The sequence below is a fragment of the Polynucleobacter bastaniensis genome (genome assembly GCF_018882205.1).
Lineage (GTDB): Bacteria > Pseudomonadota > Gammaproteobacteria > Burkholderiales > Burkholderiaceae > Polynucleobacter > Polynucleobacter bastaniensis.
The window spans coordinates 215,311-236,617 of sequence record NZ_JACVOU010000002.1 but is presented as its reverse complement, the minus strand read 5'-3'; the positions used below and the strand labels follow the sequence as shown (position 1 = coordinate 236,617).

At 47.7% G+C, this 21,307-nt stretch carries 21 protein-coding genes; 7 read left to right on the top strand and 14 right to left on the bottom strand.

What is annotated here, in order from left to right; genetic code table 11:
• Nucleotide 1: 1 nt before the first annotated feature.
• The 11 genes from lepB to ICN22_RS04240 form a co-directional block, all read right to left on the bottom strand.
• Entirely contained in the window at nt 2–808 is an 807-nt protein-coding gene (gene lepB, locus ICN22_RS04290) for a signal peptidase I (protein WP_216169052.1), read from the bottom strand.
• Nucleotides 808–2,613 carry a translation elongation factor 4 gene (gene lepA, locus ICN22_RS04285; RefSeq protein ID WP_216169341.1) on the bottom strand — a complete coding sequence of 602 codons (1,806 nt, stop codon included), beginning with the start codon at nt 2,611–2,613 and terminating at the stop codon, nt 808–810. The genes lepB and lepA overlap by 1 nt, the downstream gene beginning before the upstream one ends.
• Before the next feature lie 143 nt (nt 2,614–2,756).
• Nucleotides 2,757–4,205 carry a DegQ family serine endoprotease gene (locus ICN22_RS04280; protein ID WP_216169051.1) on the bottom strand — a complete coding sequence of 483 codons (1,449 nt, stop codon included), beginning with the start codon at nt 4,203–4,205 and terminating at the stop codon, nt 2,757–2,759.
• Nucleotides 4,206–4,278: 73 nt separating this feature from the next.
• Nucleotides 4,279–5,526 (bottom strand): beta-ketoacyl-ACP synthase II, encoded by a 1,248-nt coding sequence (gene fabF / locus ICN22_RS04275; RefSeq protein WP_216169050.1) that lies wholly within the window; start codon nt 5,524–5,526, stop codon nt 4,279–4,281.
• A gap of 28 nt (nt 5,527–5,554) precedes the next feature.
• Complete coding sequence (acpP, locus tag ICN22_RS04270) at nt 5,555–5,794, bottom strand: acyl carrier protein (protein WP_046330561.1); 240 nt, start codon at nt 5,792–5,794, stop codon at nt 5,555–5,557.
• Between the two features lie 102 nt (nt 5,795–5,896).
• Nucleotides 5,897–6,640, bottom strand: a complete 744-nt coding sequence (fabG, locus tag ICN22_RS04265) for a 3-oxoacyl-ACP reductase FabG (RefSeq protein WP_216169049.1) — start codon at nt 6,638–6,640, stop codon at nt 5,897–5,899.
• Nucleotides 6,641–6,691: 51 nt separating this feature from the next.
• Nucleotides 6,692–7,627 (bottom strand): ACP S-malonyltransferase, encoded by a 936-nt coding sequence (fabD, locus tag ICN22_RS04260; protein WP_216169048.1) that lies wholly within the window; start codon nt 7,625–7,627, stop codon nt 6,692–6,694.
• 68 nt (nt 7,628–7,695) lie between these two features.
• A complete protein-coding gene (locus ICN22_RS04255) occupies nt 7,696–8,682 on the bottom strand; it encodes a beta-ketoacyl-ACP synthase III (protein ID WP_216169047.1) in 987 nt (328 codons plus the stop codon).
• Between the two features lie 2 nt (nt 8,683–8,684).
• Entirely contained in the window at nt 8,685–9,695 is a 1,011-nt protein-coding gene (gene plsX, locus ICN22_RS04250) for a phosphate acyltransferase PlsX (protein WP_216169046.1), read from the bottom strand.
• Between the two features lie 84 nt (nt 9,696–9,779).
• Nucleotides 9,780–9,959 (bottom strand): 50S ribosomal protein L32, encoded by a 180-nt coding sequence (gene rpmF, locus ICN22_RS04245; protein WP_011902241.1) that lies wholly within the window; start codon nt 9,957–9,959, stop codon nt 9,780–9,782.
• Nucleotides 9,960–10,064: 105 nt separating this feature from the next.
• Nucleotides 10,065–10,643, bottom strand: coding sequence for a YceD family protein (locus ICN22_RS04240; protein ID WP_216169045.1), 579 nt, complete (start codon nt 10,641–10,643; stop codon nt 10,065–10,067).
• A 43-nt stretch (nt 10,644–10,686) separates the two neighbouring features.
• Here ICN22_RS04240 and ICN22_RS04235 point away from each other — a divergent pair, with 43 nt between their 5' ends.
• A complete protein-coding gene (locus ICN22_RS04235) occupies nt 10,687–11,280 on the top strand; it encodes a Maf family nucleotide pyrophosphatase (RefSeq protein WP_216169044.1) in 594 nt (197 codons plus the stop codon).
• Complete coding sequence (locus ICN22_RS04230; RefSeq protein ID WP_216169043.1) at nt 11,280–12,053, top strand: SAM-dependent methyltransferase; 774 nt, start codon at nt 11,280–11,282, stop codon at nt 12,051–12,053. Before ICN22_RS04235 ends, ICN22_RS04230 begins: the two co-directional genes overlap by 1 nt.
• Nucleotides 12,054–12,089: 36 nt before the next feature.
• Here the strand turns inward: ICN22_RS04230 and ICN22_RS04225 are convergent, their stop codons facing one another.
• The 3 genes from ICN22_RS04225 to ICN22_RS04215 are packed head-to-tail and all read right to left on the bottom strand — an operon-like array spanning nt 12,090 to nt 14,769.
• Complete coding sequence (locus tag ICN22_RS04225) at nt 12,090–13,049, bottom strand: S49 family peptidase (RefSeq protein ID WP_216169042.1); 960 nt, start codon at nt 13,047–13,049, stop codon at nt 12,090–12,092.
• A gap of 21 nt (nt 13,050–13,070) precedes the next feature.
• Nucleotides 13,071–13,757: an HAD-IIIA family hydrolase gene (locus tag ICN22_RS04220; protein WP_216169041.1), complete on the bottom strand. Its 687-nt coding sequence runs from the start codon at nt 13,755–13,757 to the stop codon at nt 13,071–13,073.
• On the bottom strand, nt 13,750–14,769 hold the full coding sequence (locus tag ICN22_RS04215; RefSeq protein WP_216169040.1) for an RluA family pseudouridine synthase: 1,020 nt from the start codon (nt 14,767–14,769) through the stop codon (nt 13,750–13,752). Before ICN22_RS04215 ends, ICN22_RS04220 begins: the two co-directional genes overlap by 8 nt.
• 455 nt (nt 14,770–15,224) lie before the next feature.
• Here ICN22_RS04215 and ICN22_RS04210 point away from each other — a divergent pair, with 455 nt between their 5' ends.
• The 5 genes from ICN22_RS04210 (at nt 15,225) to ICN22_RS04190 (ending at nt 21,300) form a co-directional block, all read left to right on the top strand.
• Nucleotides 15,225–17,876, top strand: coding sequence for an Rne/Rng family ribonuclease (locus ICN22_RS04210; protein ID WP_216169039.1), 2,652 nt, complete (start codon nt 15,225–15,227; stop codon nt 17,874–17,876).
• A gap of 82 nt (nt 17,877–17,958) precedes the next feature.
• Nucleotides 17,959–19,071: a GTP 3',8-cyclase MoaA gene (gene moaA / locus ICN22_RS04205; RefSeq protein WP_216169038.1), complete on the top strand. Its 1,113-nt coding sequence runs from the start codon at nt 17,959–17,961 to the stop codon at nt 19,069–19,071.
• Nucleotides 19,071–19,676 (top strand): molybdenum cofactor guanylyltransferase MobA, encoded by a 606-nt coding sequence (gene mobA / locus ICN22_RS04200; RefSeq protein WP_216169037.1) that lies wholly within the window; start codon nt 19,071–19,073, stop codon nt 19,674–19,676. The genes moaA and mobA overlap by 1 nt, the downstream gene beginning before the upstream one ends.
• On the top strand, nt 19,673–20,995 hold the full coding sequence (gene moeA, locus ICN22_RS04195) for a molybdopterin molybdotransferase MoeA (RefSeq protein WP_216169036.1): 1,323 nt from the start codon (nt 19,673–19,675) through the stop codon (nt 20,993–20,995). Before mobA ends, moeA begins: the two co-directional genes overlap by 4 nt.
• Nucleotides 20,996–21,006: 11 nt before the next feature.
• Nucleotides 21,007–21,300 (top strand): hypothetical protein, encoded by a 294-nt coding sequence (locus tag ICN22_RS04190; protein ID WP_215304809.1) that lies wholly within the window; start codon nt 21,007–21,009, stop codon nt 21,298–21,300.
• The last annotated feature ends 7 nt before the right edge of the window (nt 21,301–21,307 follow it).

Below are 21,307 nucleotides of genomic sequence, written 5' to 3'. Positions count from 1 at the left end.
CTTATTCGAAGCCGCCAATACGGCCAAGATTTCCGAGGTTCAACCAAACAAAGAATGCTCTACCAACAATATTCTTATCCGGCACAAATCCCCAGTAGCGAGAATCAGCACTGTTATCACGGTTATCACCCATAGCGAAGTAATGTCCTGCTGGGACAGTACAGGTGAGCCCAGCATTAATATATTGACAGTTTTCAAATCCAGGAAAACGCTCTGCAGGGAACATGCCAGCAGGACGATCGGGATCATTCAAAATCTCATGCTTATTGCCGCCTAAGTCTGCAGGGTAAGATTCTGCAAATCGCTTGGCATAACGCATATTTTCCGGGTCAAGATAGGACTCGCCACCACTGTATTGCAATGGCTGACCATTTACTGTTAAACGCTTGTCTTGATAAGTAATCGTATCGCCTGGCAAAGCGACAACACGCTTGATGTAGTCAATAGACTCATCACGGGGGTAGCGGAATACCACAACATCACCACGTTTAGGGGAGCCTAGATCGACAACCTTCTGATTAATCACCGGCAGACGAATGCCATAAGTAAATTTATTCACCAGAATAAAGTCACCAATCTGTAGGGTTGGAATCATCGAGCCCGAAGGAATTTTGAAGGGCTCCACAATAAATGAGCGTAATACAAAGACCGCGCAAATGACTGGAAAGAACCCTGCCGTGTATTCCAGCCACAATGGCATGCGATCGATGCCAACCTTGCGTCTTTGTGGAGCAAAGTAATAGCGGTCAGCAATCCAAGCAATGCCAGAGACCACTACCAAGATAAAGAGGATGAGGGCAAAGTTCATTAGTCGTCTACCTGCAAAATGGCTAAGAAGGCTTCCTGTGGAATCTCCACATTACCCACCTGCTTCATGCGTTTCTTACCTTCTTTTTGCTTCTCTAATAATTTACGTTTACGGGAAATATCACCGCCGTAACATTTAGCTAATACGTTCTTACGCAAGGCCTTGACGTTTTCGCGAGCAACGATGTTGCTACCAATTGCCGCCTGAATAGCTACATCAAACATTTGACGCGGAATAATGCCGCGCATCTTGGCAACTACTTCACGACCACGATGTTGGCTATTGCTACGGTGAACGATCACCGATAGGGCATCAACTCGTTCGCTATTAATGAGGATGTCAACTTTAACTACATCGGCTGGACGATATTCCTTGAACTCATAGTCCATAGATGCATAGCCACGAGAGATCGATTTCATTTTGTCGAAGAAATCTAAAACAATTTCTGCCATCGGTAACTCATATGTGAGTTTCACTTGACGACCGAGATAATTCATATTCATCTGAATACCACGCTTACCAACGCACAGAGTAATAATCGCGCCTACATACTCTTGCGGCATATACAGATTGACTGTCACGATCGGCTCAAGAATCGTATTGATCTTGCTAGCCTCAGGCATCTTCGATGGGTTATCGACCGATAAGATACTGCCATCAGATTGCTCCACCTGATACACCACCGTTGGCGCGGTCGTAATGAGGTTCATACCGTACTGGCGCTCTAAGCGCTCTTGCACGATCTCCATATGGAGCAGGCCCAAGAAGCCGCAACGGAATCCAAAACCAAGAGCCTGTGACACCTCTGGCTCATACAAGAGTGAGGCATCATTTAACTGCAACTTCTCCAAAGACTCGCGCAGTTGATCGTATTCACTCGACTCTACTGGGTATAGCCCAGCAAAGACCTGAGGCTTGACCTCTTTAAAACCTGGAAGTGGTGCTGTAGCAGGAATGCGGCCTTGCTGCCCTGGTGTATGCGTAACCGTATCACCCACCTTGGCAGCTTTTAACTCTTTAATGCCGGCAATCACAAAGCCTACTTGACCAGCAGACAATTCTGGGCGATCTACCGACTTTGGACTAAAGACACCAACATGCTCAACTAAATGACTTGAGCCATTGGACATCAAGGTAATTTTTTCTTTTGGCTTTAAGGTGCCATTCACAACACGCACCAACATCACTACACCAACATAGTTATCAAACCACGAATCGATAATCAAAGCTTGTAATGGATCTGTTGCACTACCTTTTGGAGGAGGTACGCGAGCAATCATTTCTTCGATGACTTCCTGCACACCTAATCCCGTTTTAGCTGAACAAGTCACTGCTTCAGATGCATCAATACCAATGACATCTTCAATTTCTTGTTTAGCGCGTTCAGGATCTGCCTGCGGTAAATCAATCTTATTGAGCACTGGTACGACTTCAACACCCAACTCTAGCGCCATGTAGCAGTTAGCGACTGTTTGGGCTTCAACACCTTGACTGGCATCAACCACTAACAATGCGCCTTCGCATGCTGATAGGGAGCGGCTAACCTCATAGGAGAAGTCAACGTGCCCTGGGGTATCAATCAAATTGATGTTGTAGGTTTTGCCGTCTTTAGATTTATAACTCAGCGCCGCAGTTTGGGCTTTGATGGTGATGCCACGCTCACGCTCGATATCCATCGAATCGAGAACCTGGGCTTCCATTTCACGATCAGTAAGACCGCCGCAGAGCTGAATAATGCGATCAGCAAGCGTTGATTTGCCGTGATCAATATGGGCGATGATAGAAAAATTGCGGATTAAATCCATAGCGTCTTGTGTAGTCTTCAAAAAACGCCTTGTCAGAGCGCACCACGATGATGCGCTGCAAAAAGCCGTCTTGGGACGATTGTAATGGGTGGCGCCAAATTAGCGCCAAACCCCCTTATTTCGTCCAAAAACAAGGTTTTAGCTTATTTTGGCCTTACCGGAATAATCAGAGTGCTATCAGCCCGACGAACAAAGACTGGAACTGACTTATTAGCGTCCAAACCCTTTACAAGACCCTCAAACTGCTTTACCCCAGTGATATCGGCATCGGCAATTCGGATGATGACATCCCCAGGACGCACCCCTGAGCGCGCTAAGGGGCCATCCCCTAAACCGGTAACCTCGACACCTCCGCGAATATTGAGCTCCTTTTTCTTGGTGTCTGAGGGCTCAGAAACTGCCACCCCAAGAGAATTAGCATTTGCACCAGATGAACCTGAGTTATCCGACTTCTTCACAGCAGCTTGACCTGCTTCGGTATCCACTACAGAGACCATCAAATCCTTAGTGGAGCCTTTACGCCAAACCTGTACGTTGGCGCTAGTTCCTGGCTTGGTTTCCCCGACGGCTCTTGGCAAATCAGTCGATTTACCAATATCACGGCCATTAAAGCTCAGAATCACGTCTCCAGACTCAATACCGCCTGCTGCTGCTGGGCCACCTGGCTCAACATTGCGGACAAAAGCGCCGCGAGGTTTACCTAGACCCAAGCTCTCCGCAATCTCTTTAGTCATTTCACCTAAAGCGACACCAATACGGCCACGAGTCATTTTTCCGTTGCTACGCAACTGCTCTGCAACTCGCATCGCTTCATCAATGGGAATGGCAAAAGAGATGCCCATATATCCACCAGAGCGACTAAAGATTTGCGAGTTAATGCCAATCACCTGTCCGGCTGTATTTAATAGCGGTCCACCCGAGTTACCAGGATTCACAGCCACGTCAGTCTGAATGAAGGGTAAGTAATCCCCAGTGTCACGACTCTTGGCAGACACGATGCCAGCAGTCACGGTATTTTCTAGACCAAATGGAGAGCCAATAGCCAATACCCATTCACCCACCCTCACTCGGGAAGAGTCACCTAGTGGCAACTTAGGCAAATCACGTGCATCGATTTTGACAACCGCCATATCGGTTCGCTTATCCATACCCAATAATTTGGCTTTGAACTCGCGTTTGTCTGTCAAGGTGACGTAGATAGTATTTGCACCCTCGACCACGTGGGCATTGGTCAAAATTAAGCCATTGGATTCAATAATGAAGCCGGAGCCTACACCTCGATCAGCCTCTTGAGGCTTGCCAGGATTGGGTTGCGCCTGCTTGGGTCCGCCAGGCAATCCTGGCATGGGCACACCAAAGAAGCGACGGAAGAACTCGGCCTGATCCTCAGGCATCCCTGGAATACCGCCCTGAGCTTGCTGCTGCATTACTTTTTCAGTGGTTCGAATATTCACCACAGCAGGACTAGCTCGCTCAACCAAATCAGCAAAGTCAGGAATAGAGACACGTGGGCTCTGGGCACAGGCCTGGGGGATAAGCGCAATTTGCCCCAAGCTAAACATAGCCAAGAACGCAATAAAATACTTTTTCATAGTGCTATAGACCTGCTTGGTAAAAACCAATAATTAAAGAAAAAAAGAGGAAGAAAACTAACTAATAAGGATATTAGGTCAATTTGCCAAAAATCAAGGTACCGTTAGTACCCCCAAAGCCAAAGTTGTTTTTCACGGCATGGTCAATCTTCACATCGCGAGCAGTATTGGCGCAGTAGTCCAAATCACACTCTGGATCTTGATTGAAGATGTTGATGGTTGGTGGAGATTTCTGGTTATGGAGCGCCAGAATAGTAAAGACAGACTCTAAACCGCCAGCACCACCTAAGAGGTGGCCGGTCATCGACTTAGTAGAGTTAATCAATGTCTTCTTAGCGTGATCGCCAAGGGCAGCTTTAATCGCACCGGTTTCATTCTTATCACCTAAAGGTGTAGAGGTGCCGTGTGCATTTATATATTGAATTTGATCTGGATTTAAACCGGCATCGCGCATGGCGTTGACCATACAGCGACGTGGGCCATCCATATTTGGAGCGGTCATGTGATACGCGTCACCACTCATACCGAAACCTAAGAGCTCACAGTAGATTTTTGCGCCACGTGCTTTAGCGTGCTCATACTCTTCTAGCACCACAACACCAGCACCCTCACCCAATACGAAACCATCACGGTCTTTGTCCCATGGGCGTGAAGCAGTTGCAGGATCATCGTTGCGAGTGGATAGTGCACGAGCTGAAGCGAAGCCGCCAACACCCAATGCAGAGATAGTGGATTCAGCCCCACCAGCAACCATCACATCAGCATCACCATACTGAATTAAGCGTGCCGCCAAGCCAATGCTGTGTAAACCGGTAGTGCAGGCAGTTACCGCAGCCACGTTTGGGCCTTTAAGGCCAAACAAGATACTGAGATGACCAGAAATCATATTAATGATTGACCCTGGCACAAAGAATGGAGAGATGCGACGAGGGCCACGAGCTAACAATTCAGCGCCCGTCTCTTCAATCATCGGCAAACCACCAATGCCTGAGCCGACCATGACGCCCACGCGCTCTGCGTTCTCTTCCGTTATCTGTAAACCGCTATCACGAATTGCTTGCGAACCAGCTGCGATACCGAAATGGATAAAGGTATCCATATGGCGCGCCTCTTTGGCAGAAACATATTCTTCGACATTGAAATCTTTCACCTCGCCAGCGAAGTGCACGCTGAGCGGAGTGTGGTCAAACTTGGTAATAGTAGCAATGCCTGATTTGCCCGCGAGTAAATTAGACCAAGCTACATCAACCGAGTTACCAACTGGTGAAATCAGGCCTAGGCCGGTAACAACAACCCGGCGGCGGCCATTTGATGCTGACACAGTAATAGCTTTTAACTAAGCTAGGGAATTAACCCTGAGCTTTTGACTGAGCAAAATCGATAGCAAGCTGAACAGTAGTAATTTTCTCAGCTTCTTCATCCGGAATTTCAATCCCGAACTCATCTTCCAAAGCCATTACCAATTCAACAGTGTCAAGAGAGTCTGCGCCCAAGTCATTCACAAAAGAAGATTCATTTTTGATCTCTGCTTCTGCGACGCCCAATTGCTCAGCGACGATCTTCTTAACGCGTTGTTCGATGTTATCCATTAATTCCCCCAAGGGTTGTAAAAAAACGATGAAAAGGATTTTATCAGCTTGGCAGGCTAAATTAGTAAATCCGCCAAAAAATGATCAATTCCTGCTTTGTTATTAGGCTAAATAGAGTCCGCCATTGACATGCAAGGTATTTCCAGTAATGTATCCGGCCGCTGGAGAGGCTAAAAACGCCACTGCCTGGGCTACATCTTCTGGGCTACCCAGACGTGCCAGAGGAATATTGGCTTTTAGGGCATTTTGCTGCTCTTCACTCAAAGCACGGGTCATATCTGTATCAATAAAGCCAGGGGCAACACAATTCACAGTGATATTGCGGCTACCGATTTCGCGGGCCAAAGCACGGGTCATACCTGAAACACCCGATTTTGCGGCAGCGTAATTAGCCTGCCCAGGGTTACCCATGTGGCCAACAATCGAAGTGATATTAATAATTCGTCCAGCGCGCGCTTTCATCATGGGGCGCATTACCGCCTGCGATAAACGGAAAACAGCGCTTAAGTTGGTATCGATCACATCGGTCCACTCATCTGTTTTCATACGCATTGAAAGGTTATCGCGAGTGATGCCTGCGTTATTGACCAAAATACTAATACCGCCAAAATCTTTGACGATCAAATCAATAATGTCTTCGCAAGCCTTAGGATCAGTCACATTCAATACTTCGCCACGACCACCGCTCGCTTGTAAACGGGTGTTGATTGCTTTGGCGCCATCCTCAGACGTGGCAGTACCGATTACCTTGGCACCACATTTCACTAGCTCGTCCGCAATGGCTTGGCCAATACCGCGCGATGCGCCTGTCACTAATGCAATTTGTCCGCTTAAGTCGAGATTCATATTTGTCTTCCGTTCTTTATTTCGTATTTCTTCTATTGCTGATTCGTATTGTTACTTTACGGCAGCCAAGGCTTCATTGAGGCTGAGCTCATCGAAGATGGGCAACCCAACAATATTTTCATTGATGCGCTTAGTTAATCCAGCCAGTACCTTGCCGGGGCCGCATTCAACCACTTGAGTAACTCCCTGCTGCGCCATCGCATTAATCGTCTCTTGCCAACGCACAGGCTTGGCAGCTTGACGCACTAAGGCATCCTTAATAGCTGCTGGGTCATTCAATACATTGACATCAACGTTATTGACTACGGAGATGGTCGGAACCTTAAATTCAATATCAGCCAAGTAGCCTTTGAGTTTTTCAGAAGCAGGTTGTAGCAATGATGAATGGAATGGTGCGGATACAGGTAATGGCAAAGCACGTTTTGCGCCAGCTGCCTTGAGTAATTCACAAGCCTTAGTCACTGCGTCACTGCCACCAGCGATTACCACTTGGCCTGGAGCATTGAAGTTCACTGCTTCCACTACACCACCAGAGGCTGAAGCAGCCTCAGCACAAACCGTCTTCACTATCGTATCATCTAAACCCAAGATTGCGGCCATACCGCCAGTACCTACTGGTACTGCTGTCTGCATCGCCTCAGCACGAAAACGCACCAAGGGCACAGCATCTTTAAAAGAGATTACGCCTGCAGCAACTAAAGCAGAGTACTCGCCCAAGCTATGGCCAGCCATCATCTTCGGAACGGCGCCGCCCGAAGCTAACCAAGCGCGATAAAACGCAATCGCTGCAGTCAACATCACAGGTTGTGTATTAGTGGTTAAGGACAATGCCTCAGCAGGACCCTCAGCAATGAGTTTTGCAACATCTTCACCTAAAGCTTCTGAAGCTTCCTGCAAAGTCTCGCGGACTTCAGGGCGATCAGCAATGGTGTTGAGCATCCCAACAGATTGGGAACCTTGGCCAGGGAATACAAATGCAAATGTCATAGGAATAATCGCTGAATAATAGTTGTGAATGTATTTTTAGCTTTTGTGCTTTGCTTTAGTACTTCGCTTTAGTACTTTATTACTGCTGCGCCCCAAGCAAAGCCACCGCCCACACCCTCTAGCAACAGATGTTGACCACGTTGAATTTGACCAGAGCGCACGCCAACATCGAGCGCAAGCGGAATAGATGCCGCAGAAGTATTGCCGTGCTCATGGACGGTCACAATGACCTTGTCCATTGACATACCCATCTTGCGTGCCGTGCTCTCCATGATCCGAATGTTGGCTTGATGCGGCACCAACCAGTCAATTTGCTCTGGCTTGAGATTGGCTTTTTCTAAAGCCTCATGAGCGACTTGCTCAAGCACTTTGACGGCCAACTTAAATACCGCAGGGCCGTCCATAGTTAAGTAAGCGGAGCCTTCTACACCACCCTGCTTAGCACGACCTGGCACACACAGAATATCGCGTTGACTGCCATCAGCATGCAAGGTTGTTGCCAAAATGCCTGGCTCCTTCGAAGCCTCGAGAACCACTGCGCCGGCACCATCGCCAAACAAAACAGAAGTAGTGCGATCTTGGAAATCCAAAATACGAGAGAAAGTTTCTGCACCGAGAACTAATACTTTTTTGTAAGTGCCCGTACGAATAAATGCATCTGCAATAGCGAGTGTATAAGTAAAGCCAGCACAGACTGCCTGGACATCGAATGCTGCGCAATTGGTATGGGCGCCTAGCTTATCTTGCACTACGCAAGCTGTACTTGGAAAACCACCTAAATGATCTGGTGTGGATGTCGCCAAAATAATGAGGTCAAGATCTTCAGAAGTGCAGCCAGCCGCCTCTAATGCCGCTTGGGCTGCCTTGACTGCCAGATCACTCGTGAGTTGATTTTCTGCAGCAAAGTGACGAGCGTAAATTCCACTTCTAGTCACAATCCATTCATCGCTAGTTTCAAGACCAATCTTCGCTAAACGCTCAACTAGGTCTTGATTGCTCAAACGCTGCTCTGGAAGATAACTTCCAGTTCCGGCTATCCGCGAGTAGATGCTCATGATTATTTTGTCTCCGCCGCAAAAGCTTGAGCGATACGCTCTACCATGCGATTTTTTGCTGCTTCATGTGCGCGCTCGAGCGCAAAACCAAATGCAAAACGATCCGCTGAACCGTGGCTCTTAATCACGCAACCACGTAAACCCAATAATACCGCCCCGTTATAGCGGCGATGATCCACACGCTTGCGAACACGTAATAAGGGCACCATGGCACAGATCGCCATGAGTTTAGTCAGCCATGAGCGATTGAATTCTTGTTTAATTAAGCCACTCATCATCTTTGCCAAGCCTTCGCTTGCCTTTAGGACAACGTTGCCAACAAAGCCATCACACACCACAATATCCGTAGTGCCTTTAAAAATATCATTGCCTTCTACGTTGCCATAAAAGTTGAGGTTTATTTGGCGCAGCAACTCACTAGTCTGCTTCACTACTTCATTACCTTTAATCACTTCTTCACCGATATTCAGAAGACCGATAGAAGGATTTTGTGTGCCATCGACTACTTGAACCATCACGTTAGCCATTTGTGCAAATTGCACCAGATGCATAGGCTCACAATCTGCGTTAGCACCAAGATCTAACATCGTGGTACCGCGCCCTTTTTCATTCGGGATTGCAGTAGCAATTGCGGGGCGATCCACACCATCCAGCGTTTTGAGAACATAGCGAGAGATGGCCATCAAGGCGCCGGTATTGCCAGAGGAAATGATCGCGTCAGCCAGACCTTCTTTAACCTGCTCGATAGCAACTCGCATGGAAGAATCTTTTTTACGACGCAATGCCACCTCAATGGGGTCATCCATCGAGACGACTTCACTAGCGGAAATAATTTGAATGCGCTCCATTAGCGCTTTTGGAAATTGACTCAAGGCTTGCTCGAGCGCCTCCGAATTTCCAACTAAAACAATCTTCACATCAGTATGTTTTTCGAGAAAATCGCAACAAGCCGGAACAGTAACAACTATCCCGTGATCTCCGCCCATAGCATCGATGGCAAGTGTGACGCTCATAAAATCAGGTATTGCTGCAAGTGGGTTTTTTCAAAGAAAAAAGCGGCTTTAACTGGAGCCGCTTCTATCTTTCAGACTAAAGGATTAGTCGTTTTTTGTTTTAACAACTTTACGACCACGGTAGTAGCCGTTTGGTGAAATGTGGTGGCGCAAATGAGCCTCACCAGTTGTGGCTTCAACAGCCGTAGCAGGTGCGGTCAAAAAGTCGTGCGCACGGTGCATGCCACGTTTGGATGGGGATTTTTTATTCTGTTGGACGGCCATATTGAACTCCTAAGCAAGGCGACATTCTAGCATGTAAATTGAGATAAATGCCTGATTTCCTGATAAAGCAGATTTGAAAACCCACCCCCAAAGGGCGGGGCTAAATCAATTTTTCTTCATATTTTTCAATATGTTAAAGGGATTTTGGGGTTTTTCAGGGGTATCCAAAGCTTCGCCGCCCTCGCCAAATGAAGAGGCATGGGGCTGGCAAGCACCTTCTGGATGCTTCGGAGTTAAGGGCACGGATAAGAGGATTTCATCCTCAATCAGCCCTAGAAGATCAAAGTGCTGACTTGCCACCAAAGGCTCTTGTTGATCATCTTCCATAGGAAAGGCGTCAGCCTCCTCCTCGGTGGCCACCATGACAAATCGACTCTCTTGAGCTAACTCTAGAACGCAATCCTGCAAACAGCTCTGACAAACTAGGTGAATACGGCCTTTTACAGCTAATTTCAGAATTTGCCGAGGCTCAGAACCAGGAGAATCTGCAAAATGGGTCTTTAATTCCCAATGAAAGCCATCGCCCGGCTCAATACTAGAGGCCTCATCAGTCAGCCTAGGCAGGACTGAAATCTCCAAAAATCCAGTCCCTTTATAGGACTGAGGGGCGCAAAAGTCGATCCGGCTCAAAGCCTTGGGATCAACGGATAGCTCAACTTGAGGTAAAACTTGATTACGATTCATGACATCAGTCTAAATGAAGGCTTTAGCGAAAGTACGAGTAGCGATGAGTAATTCTGCAAAAAAACTAATTCTGGCATCTACCTCGGTCTACCGTCGGGAGCTTTTAGAGCGCCTGCGTATTCCCTTTGATGTCATCTCTCCCCAGGTGGATGAAACCCCTCTCCCAGGAGAAGACACTGTGAATTTAGCCTTGCGCTTAGCTCAAGCAAAAGCTACGGCAGTGGCCAAAGATCATCCAGAAGCTTGGGTGATTGGCTCAGATCAAGTGGCCGACCTGTGTGGAGCGGCTATTGGTAAGCCGGGAAACTTTGAGCGCGCCATGGCGCAACTGCAACTCATGCGTGGTGCCACTGTGACTTTTCAAACAGCGCTGTGTCTGATGCATGGCGATTTCGAAACAACAATCAATATTCCTACGGAGGTTACCTTTCGCAAACTTACTGATGATGTTCTGGAGGCCTACCTCCATGCCGAAGAGCCCTATGACTGTGCTGGTAGCGCTAAGTCTGAAGGCTTAGGAATCTCACTCTTGGAATCCATCAAAAGCGATGATCCCACTGCATTAATTGGCTTACCATTAATTGCACTAAGCAGCCTATTGCGTGAAGCTGGCTTTGTTATTCCAGGTAAAAAATAATGAGTTCAACGCCAGGCACCCTCTTTTTAATTCCTAATACATTGGGCGATGATGCTCGGGTGGATCAGTTACCTTGGGTTTTGCCAAGTGAAACTATTACCCAAACTGCCAAGCTCACCCACTGGATTGTGGAGGATGCAAAAACAGCCCGTGCTTTTTTAAAAGCAGTCGACACTGTTTCGCCTTTAGCTTGCACTATTCAAGAAATGCAGATGAGCGAGTGGCGCGGTGTTGCACGCAATGCTAAGTATGGTGACGCCGTTAAACCAATGGATTTACTCAAGCCCCTCATCGCCGGTAAGGACATGGGCCTCATGTCAGAAGCTGGCGTTCCGGGGGTGGCGGATCCTGGTGCAGAACTCGTACTGGCAGCGCATAAGCTGGGCGCCAAAGTGAAACCTTTGGTTGGTCCAAGCTCTATTTTGCTGGGCCTGATGGCCAGCGGTTTAAATGGTCAACGCTTTGCGTTTCAGGGTTATGTTCCGCATGATGCTCAAGATCGTACTGCGCGACTGAAACAGCTGGAAGTAGAGTCTCGAAAATTACAGCAGACGCAAATTTGGATTGAGACGCCGTACCGCAATACTGCAATGCTGATGGCCTGCCTGAATACACTGTCACCACAATCAATGCTTTGCATGGGAATGGATCTGAGCTTGCCAACTGAGATGATCACTACGCTATCAATTGCAGATTGGCGCAAGCGCTTTCAAAATGAAGCTGCCTGCGCCTCATTACAAAATAGGCCAGCAGTATTTCTATTGCTGGCCTAAGTGTTTTGCGTTTGCTACCTTACTTGTCTGGCGTTTTTATTTTAGATCGGGCGTCTTAATTAAAGCCTTACCTGCTGCAGCACCAACTTCAGCACCGAAACGTTTAGCAACACGTTCAGCAAAATTCTCTTTCATGGTGTAGTCGAGAATATCTGGCGCTTTGAAGATATCGCGCGCCACGGTCTCTACTGTTCCAAAACCATCCACTAAACCAATTTTGATTGCTTGCTCGCCATTCCAAACGCGGCCCGAAAACATTTCTGGAGTTTCTTTTAAACGATCACCACGACCTGCTTTGACCACCGCAATAAATTGCTGATGAATCTCATCAATCATCGTTTTAATCATTTCTACTTGCTGTGGATTTTCTTTGGAGAATGGATCCATCATCCCCTTGTTCGAGCCTGCAGTAATCATGCGACGAGTCACGCCTAATTTATCCATCAAGCCAGTAAAGCCAAAGCCTTCCATGATCACGCCAATAGATCCCACTAAGCTCGCCTTATCGACCAAAATTTGGTCGCCTGCAACAGCGACGTAGTAACCACCTGAAGCGCAGATATCTTCTACTACGACATAAAACGGTTTACCTGGGTAGAGTTTACGCAAGCGATGAATTTCATCATTCATCATGCCAGCCTGAACTGGAGAGCCCCCAGGACTATTAATACGCAAGACTACCCCTGCACTATTTTCGTTCTCAAAAGCAGCGGTAAGCGATGAATTGATATCCAAAGCATTAGCCATCGAACTTGAAGAAATCTCCCCCTCTAGCGTGACTAGGGCAGTGTGCTTTTCCATTCCCATGCCGCGCCCTGGCAGATGAAAATCAAATACCGTCAGTATTACGCCAACAAAGACCAGAAGGGTGAGAACACGAAACACTGCTTTCCAGCGACGCGCCTTACGAGTCTCTTTTAGATTCTCAAGAAGTAAGTGCTCAAGTGCTTGACGCTCCCAATGTTGATTTGCATTCTCAGATTGATTTTGATCCATCTTTTTAATCCTTTTTACAAGCTAGTTTTTAACAGTGAGATTCTGACTTAGCCAAGTTGCTAACTGCGCGACATCATCCACATGCATCAGTGATGGCGCTTCTTTTAAAGTACTCGGAGGATGCGCGCCATACGTTACCGCTACCGCATCTACACCTGCATTGGCTGCCATATCTAAATCATGGGTGGTATCCCCAATCATCAACATGCGACGCATGGGGACTTGCATCACATCTGAAAGCTCTAAGAGCATTCCGGGATGGGGCTTCGAGAAAGACTCGTCTGCAGTACGAGTTTCGTGGAACATCCGCTCCAACTGATGATGCTTTAAGGATCGATCCAATCCCACGCGAGATTTACCAGTAGCAACGCCTAAGAGATAACCATCCTCGCGTAGGCTCTGGAGTAATTCACGAATACCTGGAAATAAATCGAGCTCGTGATCTTTAGCTAGGTAGTGAAATCGAAAGCGCTCCGTTAAATTAGGGAAATGGGCTGGCTCAATCCAAGGCACTGCTCTTCTCAGCGAATCCTGAATACCCAAACCAATGACCGAGCTAGCTAAAGTGTCATCAGGCTCTTTGAAACCCAAATCACGGCAAGCTTGCTGAATGCAGTCGACGATTGTCGGCGTGGAATCCATGATGGTTCCATCCCAATCCCAGACGATCAGGTCGTAACGTCTATCGGGCTTTTGTTCTTCAAGCATTATTGGGCGCTTCAAAAGTTTTCATCATTGCTGCAAATTCAGCGGGTAGTGGTGATTCGATACGCATTTTCTCGCCAGTACGTGGATGAGTAAAGCCTGCTAAGTGGGCGTGCAAATATAGGCGCTTGGACTTCACAATCTTGTCTTGATCTTCAAAGCCGTATTTATCGTCACCCAAAATCGAGTGTCCTAATTTTTGGAGGTGTACGCGGATTTGATGAGTACGTCCCGTTTTGAGTTGAGCCTCGGCTAAGGTAATCGCCACCTCTCCACGTTTCATTACTTGATTAACACGTAAAGCGGTATGGCTTGGTAGGCCGTCTGGGTCAACACGAACGCGACGCTCGCCATTAGCTAATAGGTATTTATGCAATGCAAACTTGAGTTGCATCGTGCCTGCGCCCTGAGCAATTTCCCCATGGGCTAGCAAGTAATAGCGCTTGTCTGTTTGCCCTTCGCGAATCTGGCGATGCAGTTCTACCAAAGCGCTCCGCTTTTTAGCCAAGAGTAATACGCCTGATGTATCTCGATCCAAGCGATGAACCAATTCCAAGAATTTGAGTTCGGGGCGGGTAATACGCAGGGTCTCAATCACGCCCAGGGCGATTCCTGAACCTCCATGAACTGCCAAACCTGCTGGTTTATTTACTATTAATAGAGCTTCATCCTCGAACAAAATGGGCATTTTGACGGAATACCCCTGCGCCCGGGACTTTATTTGAGCGGTATTGACGGCCGCCATTTGGGCAGGCTCTGCAATACGTACTGGCGGGACTCTGATGACATCCCCCTCAATTAAGCGCGTAGTCGGCTCAGCCCTTTTCTTATTCACCCGAACCTCGCCGGAGCGAATAATCCGATAAACGTGGCTTTTGGGAACCCCTTTTGCCCAACGTAGTAGATAGTTATCTAGGCGCTGGCCAGCCTCTTCTGGACCAATAGTCTGAAGATGAACAGCGGCTGGGGCACTGGTTTTGACCTGTAAGGGCTTGGAAATAGGTTCGGATTTCATGATTTATCTCTCTTGCCACCCCGACGGGGGTCGACAAGGGACTTAACAATACCCCATTGTCCTTCAACTTGTGCCGTATAATCAACGCTCTAGCCAATTTATTGGCCCGAGACAAACCTGATTCAGGTTTGGATCGTGGAGCTTGGAGTCGCCCTTAATAGACTCCCGGGGTTGCCCCTCCCCCGTTGTAATGAGGCGCAGGGTTGGTGTGCCGTATGCCGCGACCCGCGATTAGAAGACAGTTTTCAGGCGCGCGCCTGCATTGATGACCTAAAGGAGGTCTCTGCGGCGATCGTCAAGTGTGGCACCGGTTTAATTGAACATGGTGTACCAGGCAAAAGAAGCCTGGATTAGCTTGATCCACACTCCAAAGCCGCCAATGGGCTATGCCCCAAGCGGTATCTAACTTGTCCCTAACGCAGCGCGCAACGACACACTCCCAATAGGAGAGTGTTATGAAACGCATGTTATTTAATGCAACTCAACAAGAAGAGTTGCGAGTTGCCATCGTCGATGGTCAAAAACTGATCGATATCGATATCGAAGCTGCCGGTCGTGAACAACGCAAAGGCAATATTTACAAAGGTGTTATTACTCGCATTGAGCCTTCACTCGAAGCTTGCTTTGTAAATTACGGCGAAGAACGCCATGGCTTCCTGCCATTTAAAGAAGTTGCGCGTACCTACTTTAAAGAGGGTGTCGATGTCCGTAATGCCTCTATTAAAGATGCCTTACGTGAAGGCCAAGAAATTATTGTTCAGGTAGAAAAAGAAGAGCGCGGCCAAAAAGGCGCTGCTCTTACGTCTTTCGTCTCCTTAGCAGGTCGCTATTTAGTATTAATGCCAAACAACCCACGTGGAGGCGGCGTTTCTCGTCGTATTGAAGGCGAAGACCGTCAAGAACTCCGTGAAGCGATGTCTCAATTAGAAGTACCGGATGGCATGAGCATCATTGCTCGTACCGCAGGTATTGGCCGCGATGCTACTGAATTGCAATGGGATTTAAGTTATCTTATGCAGTTGTGGACAGCAATTGATGAAGCCGCTAAAGGCAATTCAGCACCACTATTAATTTACCTCGAATCAAGCTTAGTGATTCGTGCGATTCGTGATTACTTCCAGCCGGATATTGGTGAGATCCTCATTGATACCGATGACATCTACGAACAAGCTGCGGCATTTATGTCAGTAGTAATGCCAGATAACCTGCCAAGAGTGAAGCGTTACCAGGACGATGTTCCATTGTTCTCCCGCTTCCAAATTGAACATCAGATTGAAACTGCATACTCACGTACCGTGCCATTGCCTTCAGGCGGCGCAATTGTGATTGACCATACAGAAGCCTTGGTTTCAGTAGACGTCAACTCTGCACGTGCAACCCGTGGCTCCGATATTGAAGAGACTGCTACTCGCACCAACTTAGAAGCTGCCGATGAAATCGCCCGTCAAGCACGTTTACGTGACTTGGGCGGTTTGATCGTAATTGACTTCATTGATATGGAATCAAGTAAGGCACAGAAAGATGTTGAGAATCGCCTTCGCGATGCTTTGCGTCATGACCGTGCCCGTGTTCAGATGGGCAAGATCTCCAAATTTGGTTTGATGGAAATGTCCCGTCAGCGTTTACGTCCTGCGCTCTCTGAAGGTAGTCACGTCACCTGCCCACGTTGTAATGGCACTGGTCATATTCGCGATACTGAATCTTCTGCATTGCAAGTCTTGCGCATCATCCAAGAAGAGGCAATGAAAGAAAACACTGCCGCTATTCATACGCAAGTTCCAGTCGAAGTGGCTGCATTCTTACTTAATGAGAAACGTGCCGAAGTAATCAAGATCGAGTCACGCTTCAAAGTGAATGTCTTGATGGTTCCGAATAAGCATTTAGAAACACCGCATTACAAGCTTGAGCGTTTACGTCATGATGATCCACGTCTTGATGATCAAAAGGCTAGTTACGTGATGGCTGAAGAAGCTGCGCGTGAACTCGAAACGGATACTGCTGTAAGTCGTAAAGATGCAGACGTTAAAGTTCGCCCTGAAGCTGCTGTCAAAGGTATTACGCCAAATGCACCAGCGCCAGTAAGTCAGCCACGCCCTACACGTACTGAAAAGGCAGCTGCAGAAACTGCTAGCACTGGCGGATTCTTCGGATTCATTAAAGGTCTATTCTCATCAGCGCCTAAACCAGAATCAGAGCCTGCTCCTAGCGCACAACGTGGTCGCAATCCAAACAACCGTAATGGCGATCGCAATCGCAATCGTGGTCGTCGTGGTGAGCGTAACGATCGTGCTGAACGTCCAGCTGAAGGTGCAGCAAGCACTGAAGGTGCAAATGCTCCACGCGAAGCGGGTTCAGGTCGGGGCCGCCAAGACAGTCGCAACCGCAACGGGAATAACGGCAATCGCAACCAGAATAATCAAAATCCGAAGCCAGAAAATCAAGCTACGGTAACTCCAGCTACTGAAGCTACTCCTGGGACTGATGCAACTCCTAGCGCAGATGGCGAAGAGCGTCGTGGTCGTGGTCGTAACCGTCGTGGTCGTGGTCGTGGTCAACGTGGCGAGCGCACTGAATCTACTGGTGATGCAGCAATTGCTTCTGTTGTTGCGGTAGCGACTTCATTTTCAGGTCCTCCAGTAGGAGTGGCCGGAGCATCTGCTTCAATGCCGATTCAGAACCTTGCCCAAAGCTTTGGACACATAACTGCGCCTATAGCCTCTAACGAAGTGAAAGAGCGTGCACCACGTGCGCCTAGAGAACCAAGAGAGCAACGTGCACCGCGTCAAAGCAATCGCACGGAGAACGCTGCTCCAGCATCTACTCCAGTAGCTGCATCAGCTCCAGCAATTGAAGTGATCGCTAAACCGATGCCTGAGCTGCCCAAGGTTGCCTTCCAGGCACTCGAGGAGACTCCATTACATAGCGTAGTTCAGTCTGCTGGCATGGTCTGGGTATCAACGGATTCTAGCAAGCATCAAGAAGCGCAGTCGCAAATTCAAGCAGAGCCAGAAATTTTGCCAATCGGCAGAACTCCTAAGGCAACTGTTAGTTTGCAAAATGGTCCGATGGTTTTAGTTGAAACTGGCGGCCAAGAAAAAACTGTTTAATCTAATTTCTCCAGACTGCTATTTATCCCACAAGGATATTTGGCAGTTTGGCAGAAACACGGTTTCACGGCCATAATTAGACATGGTTGAAAAAGTAATCCCTATACGTTTAGATGAAGGTAAAGGTCTGACGCCGTCCATACCAGGACAGCTTTTGGCTGCTAATGCCTCAACCAAAGATACCCGCGGACGCCCGCTAAGAGATTTACGCATCTCCGTCACTGATCGCTGTAATTTCCGCTGCACCTATTGCATGCCTAAGGAAATCTTTGATAAAGATTATCCCTATCTCTCCCATGATGAATTACTCAGCTTTGAAGAGATCACCCGTTTAACGACTATCTTTGCTTCACTGGGTGTAGAAAAAATTCGTCTCACAGGTGGCGAGCCTTTGCTGCGCAAAAATCTCGAAGTGTTGATTGAGATGCTAGCGAAGATTCGCACCACGGCAGATCAGCCACTTGATCTTACTTTAACTACGAATGGCAGTATTTTGCGCAAGAAGGCAGCTGCATTAAAAGCGGCAGGCTTGCATCGCCTCACCATTAGCCTTGATGGCCTGAATAATGACATCTTCAAGAAAATGAATGATGTCGACTTTCCAGTTACAGATGTACTTGATGGAATTACTGCAGCTCAAGAGGCGGGCTTCACCAATCTCAAAGTCAACATGGTGGTCAAGAAAGGTACAAATGACCAAGAAATTATTAACATGGCTAAGCACTTTAAAGGCAGCGGCGTGACACTGCGCTTTATTGAATTTATGGATGTGGGTAGCTCTAATGGCTGGGATATGTCTCAAGTACTCCCCTCACAAGAAGTTGCTAATCGTATTCATGCTGTCTTTCCGATAGAGCCTATTGAAGCCAACTACCATGGTGAAGTAGCCCAGCGCTGGCGCTATCTTGATGGCTCTGGTGAAATTGGCTTTATATCTAGCGTCACACAAACTTTTTGTCACGAGTGCACGCGCGCTCGTATCTCTACAGATGGTCAGCTCTATCTTTGCCTATTTGCAAACGAAGGTTTTGATTTCAAAACGCTATTGCGTTCCGGTAGAAGTGATCTAGAAATTGCCAACGCCATCATGTCAACATGGTCTGGACGAAATGACCACTACTCAGAAATTCGGGGATCCAACACCGTTGGATCAAATTCCACTCGCAAAGTAGAGATGTCTTACATCGGCGGCTAATGATTAGCTCAGAACACATTACGGGGCTCATTTTGGCAGGGGGCCGCGCCCAAAGAATGGGTGGTATTGATAAGGGCTTAATTCCCTTTCATGGCAAGCCTCTCATTGAATCGGCCATCAGCCGACTCAAACCTCAAGTCAGCACTATTCTGATTAATGCCAACCGCAGTATTACGAAGTATTCACACTATGGCTATCCCGTGCTCATGGATGAAACTCCGGATTTTTCTGGCCCACTAGCTGGCTTCTCGGTTGGACTGAAACATTGCAAAACGCCCTACTTGCTGACATCGCCTTGTGACTCCCCTTTGTTGCCAACCGATCTTGCCGAAAAGATGGCACACCAACTGGAAGATGATGATTTAGAGCTTGTCTTTGCTTCCTCAAAAGAGGATGACGGCAAGACTTGGTCCCAACCGGTTTTCTGCTTAATGAAAAGTGATTTGCAAGATTCTTTAAACGCCTTTTTAAGTAAAGGAGATTTAAAGATTGACCGCTGGTTTAAAGAATTACGCTCTGCTACTGTCGTATTTGAAAATGCTCAAGCATTTGCTAACGTCAACACACCAGAAGAACTAGCTGCCTTAGAAAAAGTATCGTCATGACCGATTCAATCAAGCACTCTCCAAACAGCCCCATTCTCTTGACTGCCTCACTCCATGTGGATGAAGCACGTAAGGCTATCTCAGGCCTAGTTAATGAATTACTTTTGGAGTCTCGCAAGCTCAATAATGCGAGTGATATTGAGTTAGTCACTTTGGATCAAGCGATTAATCGCATTTTGGCGGAAGACTTGCTTTCTCCGATAGATGTCCCTGCTGCCGATAACTCTGCCATGGATGGATTTGCATTTAATGGGGATTGCCTGGGAAATAAGGAGACGATAGCCACCTTGAAGATCGTTGGCACAGCCTATGCTGGTAAACCTTATGAAGCTACTGTTGGCGCAGGCGAATGCCTCAAGATCATGACGGGTGCCGTCATGCCCAAGGGCTGCGATACCGTCATTCCTCAAGAATTTACCAAATCCGTAAGTGAGTCAACTGTAGGTTTTAAACAAAATCAAGTGAAGCGTGGAGAGAACCGCCGCTTGCGTGGCGAAGATTTGCAAAGCGGTAAAGCCGCTATTGCTGCTGGTCGCTTATTGCGACCGTCCGACCTTGGCCTTGCTGCGTCCCTGGGAATCGCCAGCCTCAAAGTACATCGCAAACTCAAGGTGGCCATTCTTTCCTCTGGAGATGAATTACGTCCTCTAGGGCAAGCTTTAGATACGGGCAGTATTTATGACAGTAATCGCTATAGCCTGACTGGACTTCTAAACCGACTCAATCTAGAAATTTTTGACTGCGGTATTGTGCGCGATGATCCTGCCTCACTCAAAGCCGCCTTTATAGAGGCCGCCTCTAAAGCAGATGTTCTGATCTCTTCTGGTGGGGTCTCTGTTGGTGAGGCAGACTTTACCAAGCAAATCATGCAAGAACTGGGTGATGTGGGCTTTTGGAAAATCGCCATGCGCCCAGGTCGCCCTATGGCTTTTGGAATTCTCAAGCCCGTTAATGGCTCTAGCCGAAAAACCCTCTTCTTTGGCCTGCCTGGCAATCCCGTCGCAGTCATGGTGACCTTCTACCAATTTGTTCGCTCGGCTTTATTGCAACTCAACGGCGCAAGCCAAACTGAGCAGCTAATGACCCAAGCAATTGCCGAGGCACCGATTCGGAAAAAACCGGGTCGGACAGAATTTCAGCGTGCCGTTATGGGGCGTGGTCCCGATGGGAAGCCTACAGTCAAGCTGACCGGTAGCCAAGGTGCTGGAATTTTACGATCAATGAGTGAGGCAAATTGCTTTGTCATCCTAGCTCACGACCAAGGAAATGTGGCGGCCGGTGACTGGGTAGATGTGGCGCTTTTCGACGGACTGCTTTAAGATTGCACCTCATGAAACTCACCAAAAAAGAAATTGTCTACGTAGATCCAATGCATACCGCCAAAACTCTGGTTTTGGTTTATCTCTGTTTCTCTGTACCGATTGTGTTGTTAGCCTTGTTTGTAGCCTTTATTCGTGACGGCGCTATTCCTGGATTTACCGTTCTCTCTGCATTGATTCTGAATGCTCTACTTGGTTTTGCTTTGCTATGGATTGCTTGCAAGGTCTACAACTGGGTAGCAGGTAAATTTGGTGGAATTGAACTTGCTCTTCGCGAGCTCCCAGAAGAAATAGAAGCAGATTAGTTTTTTA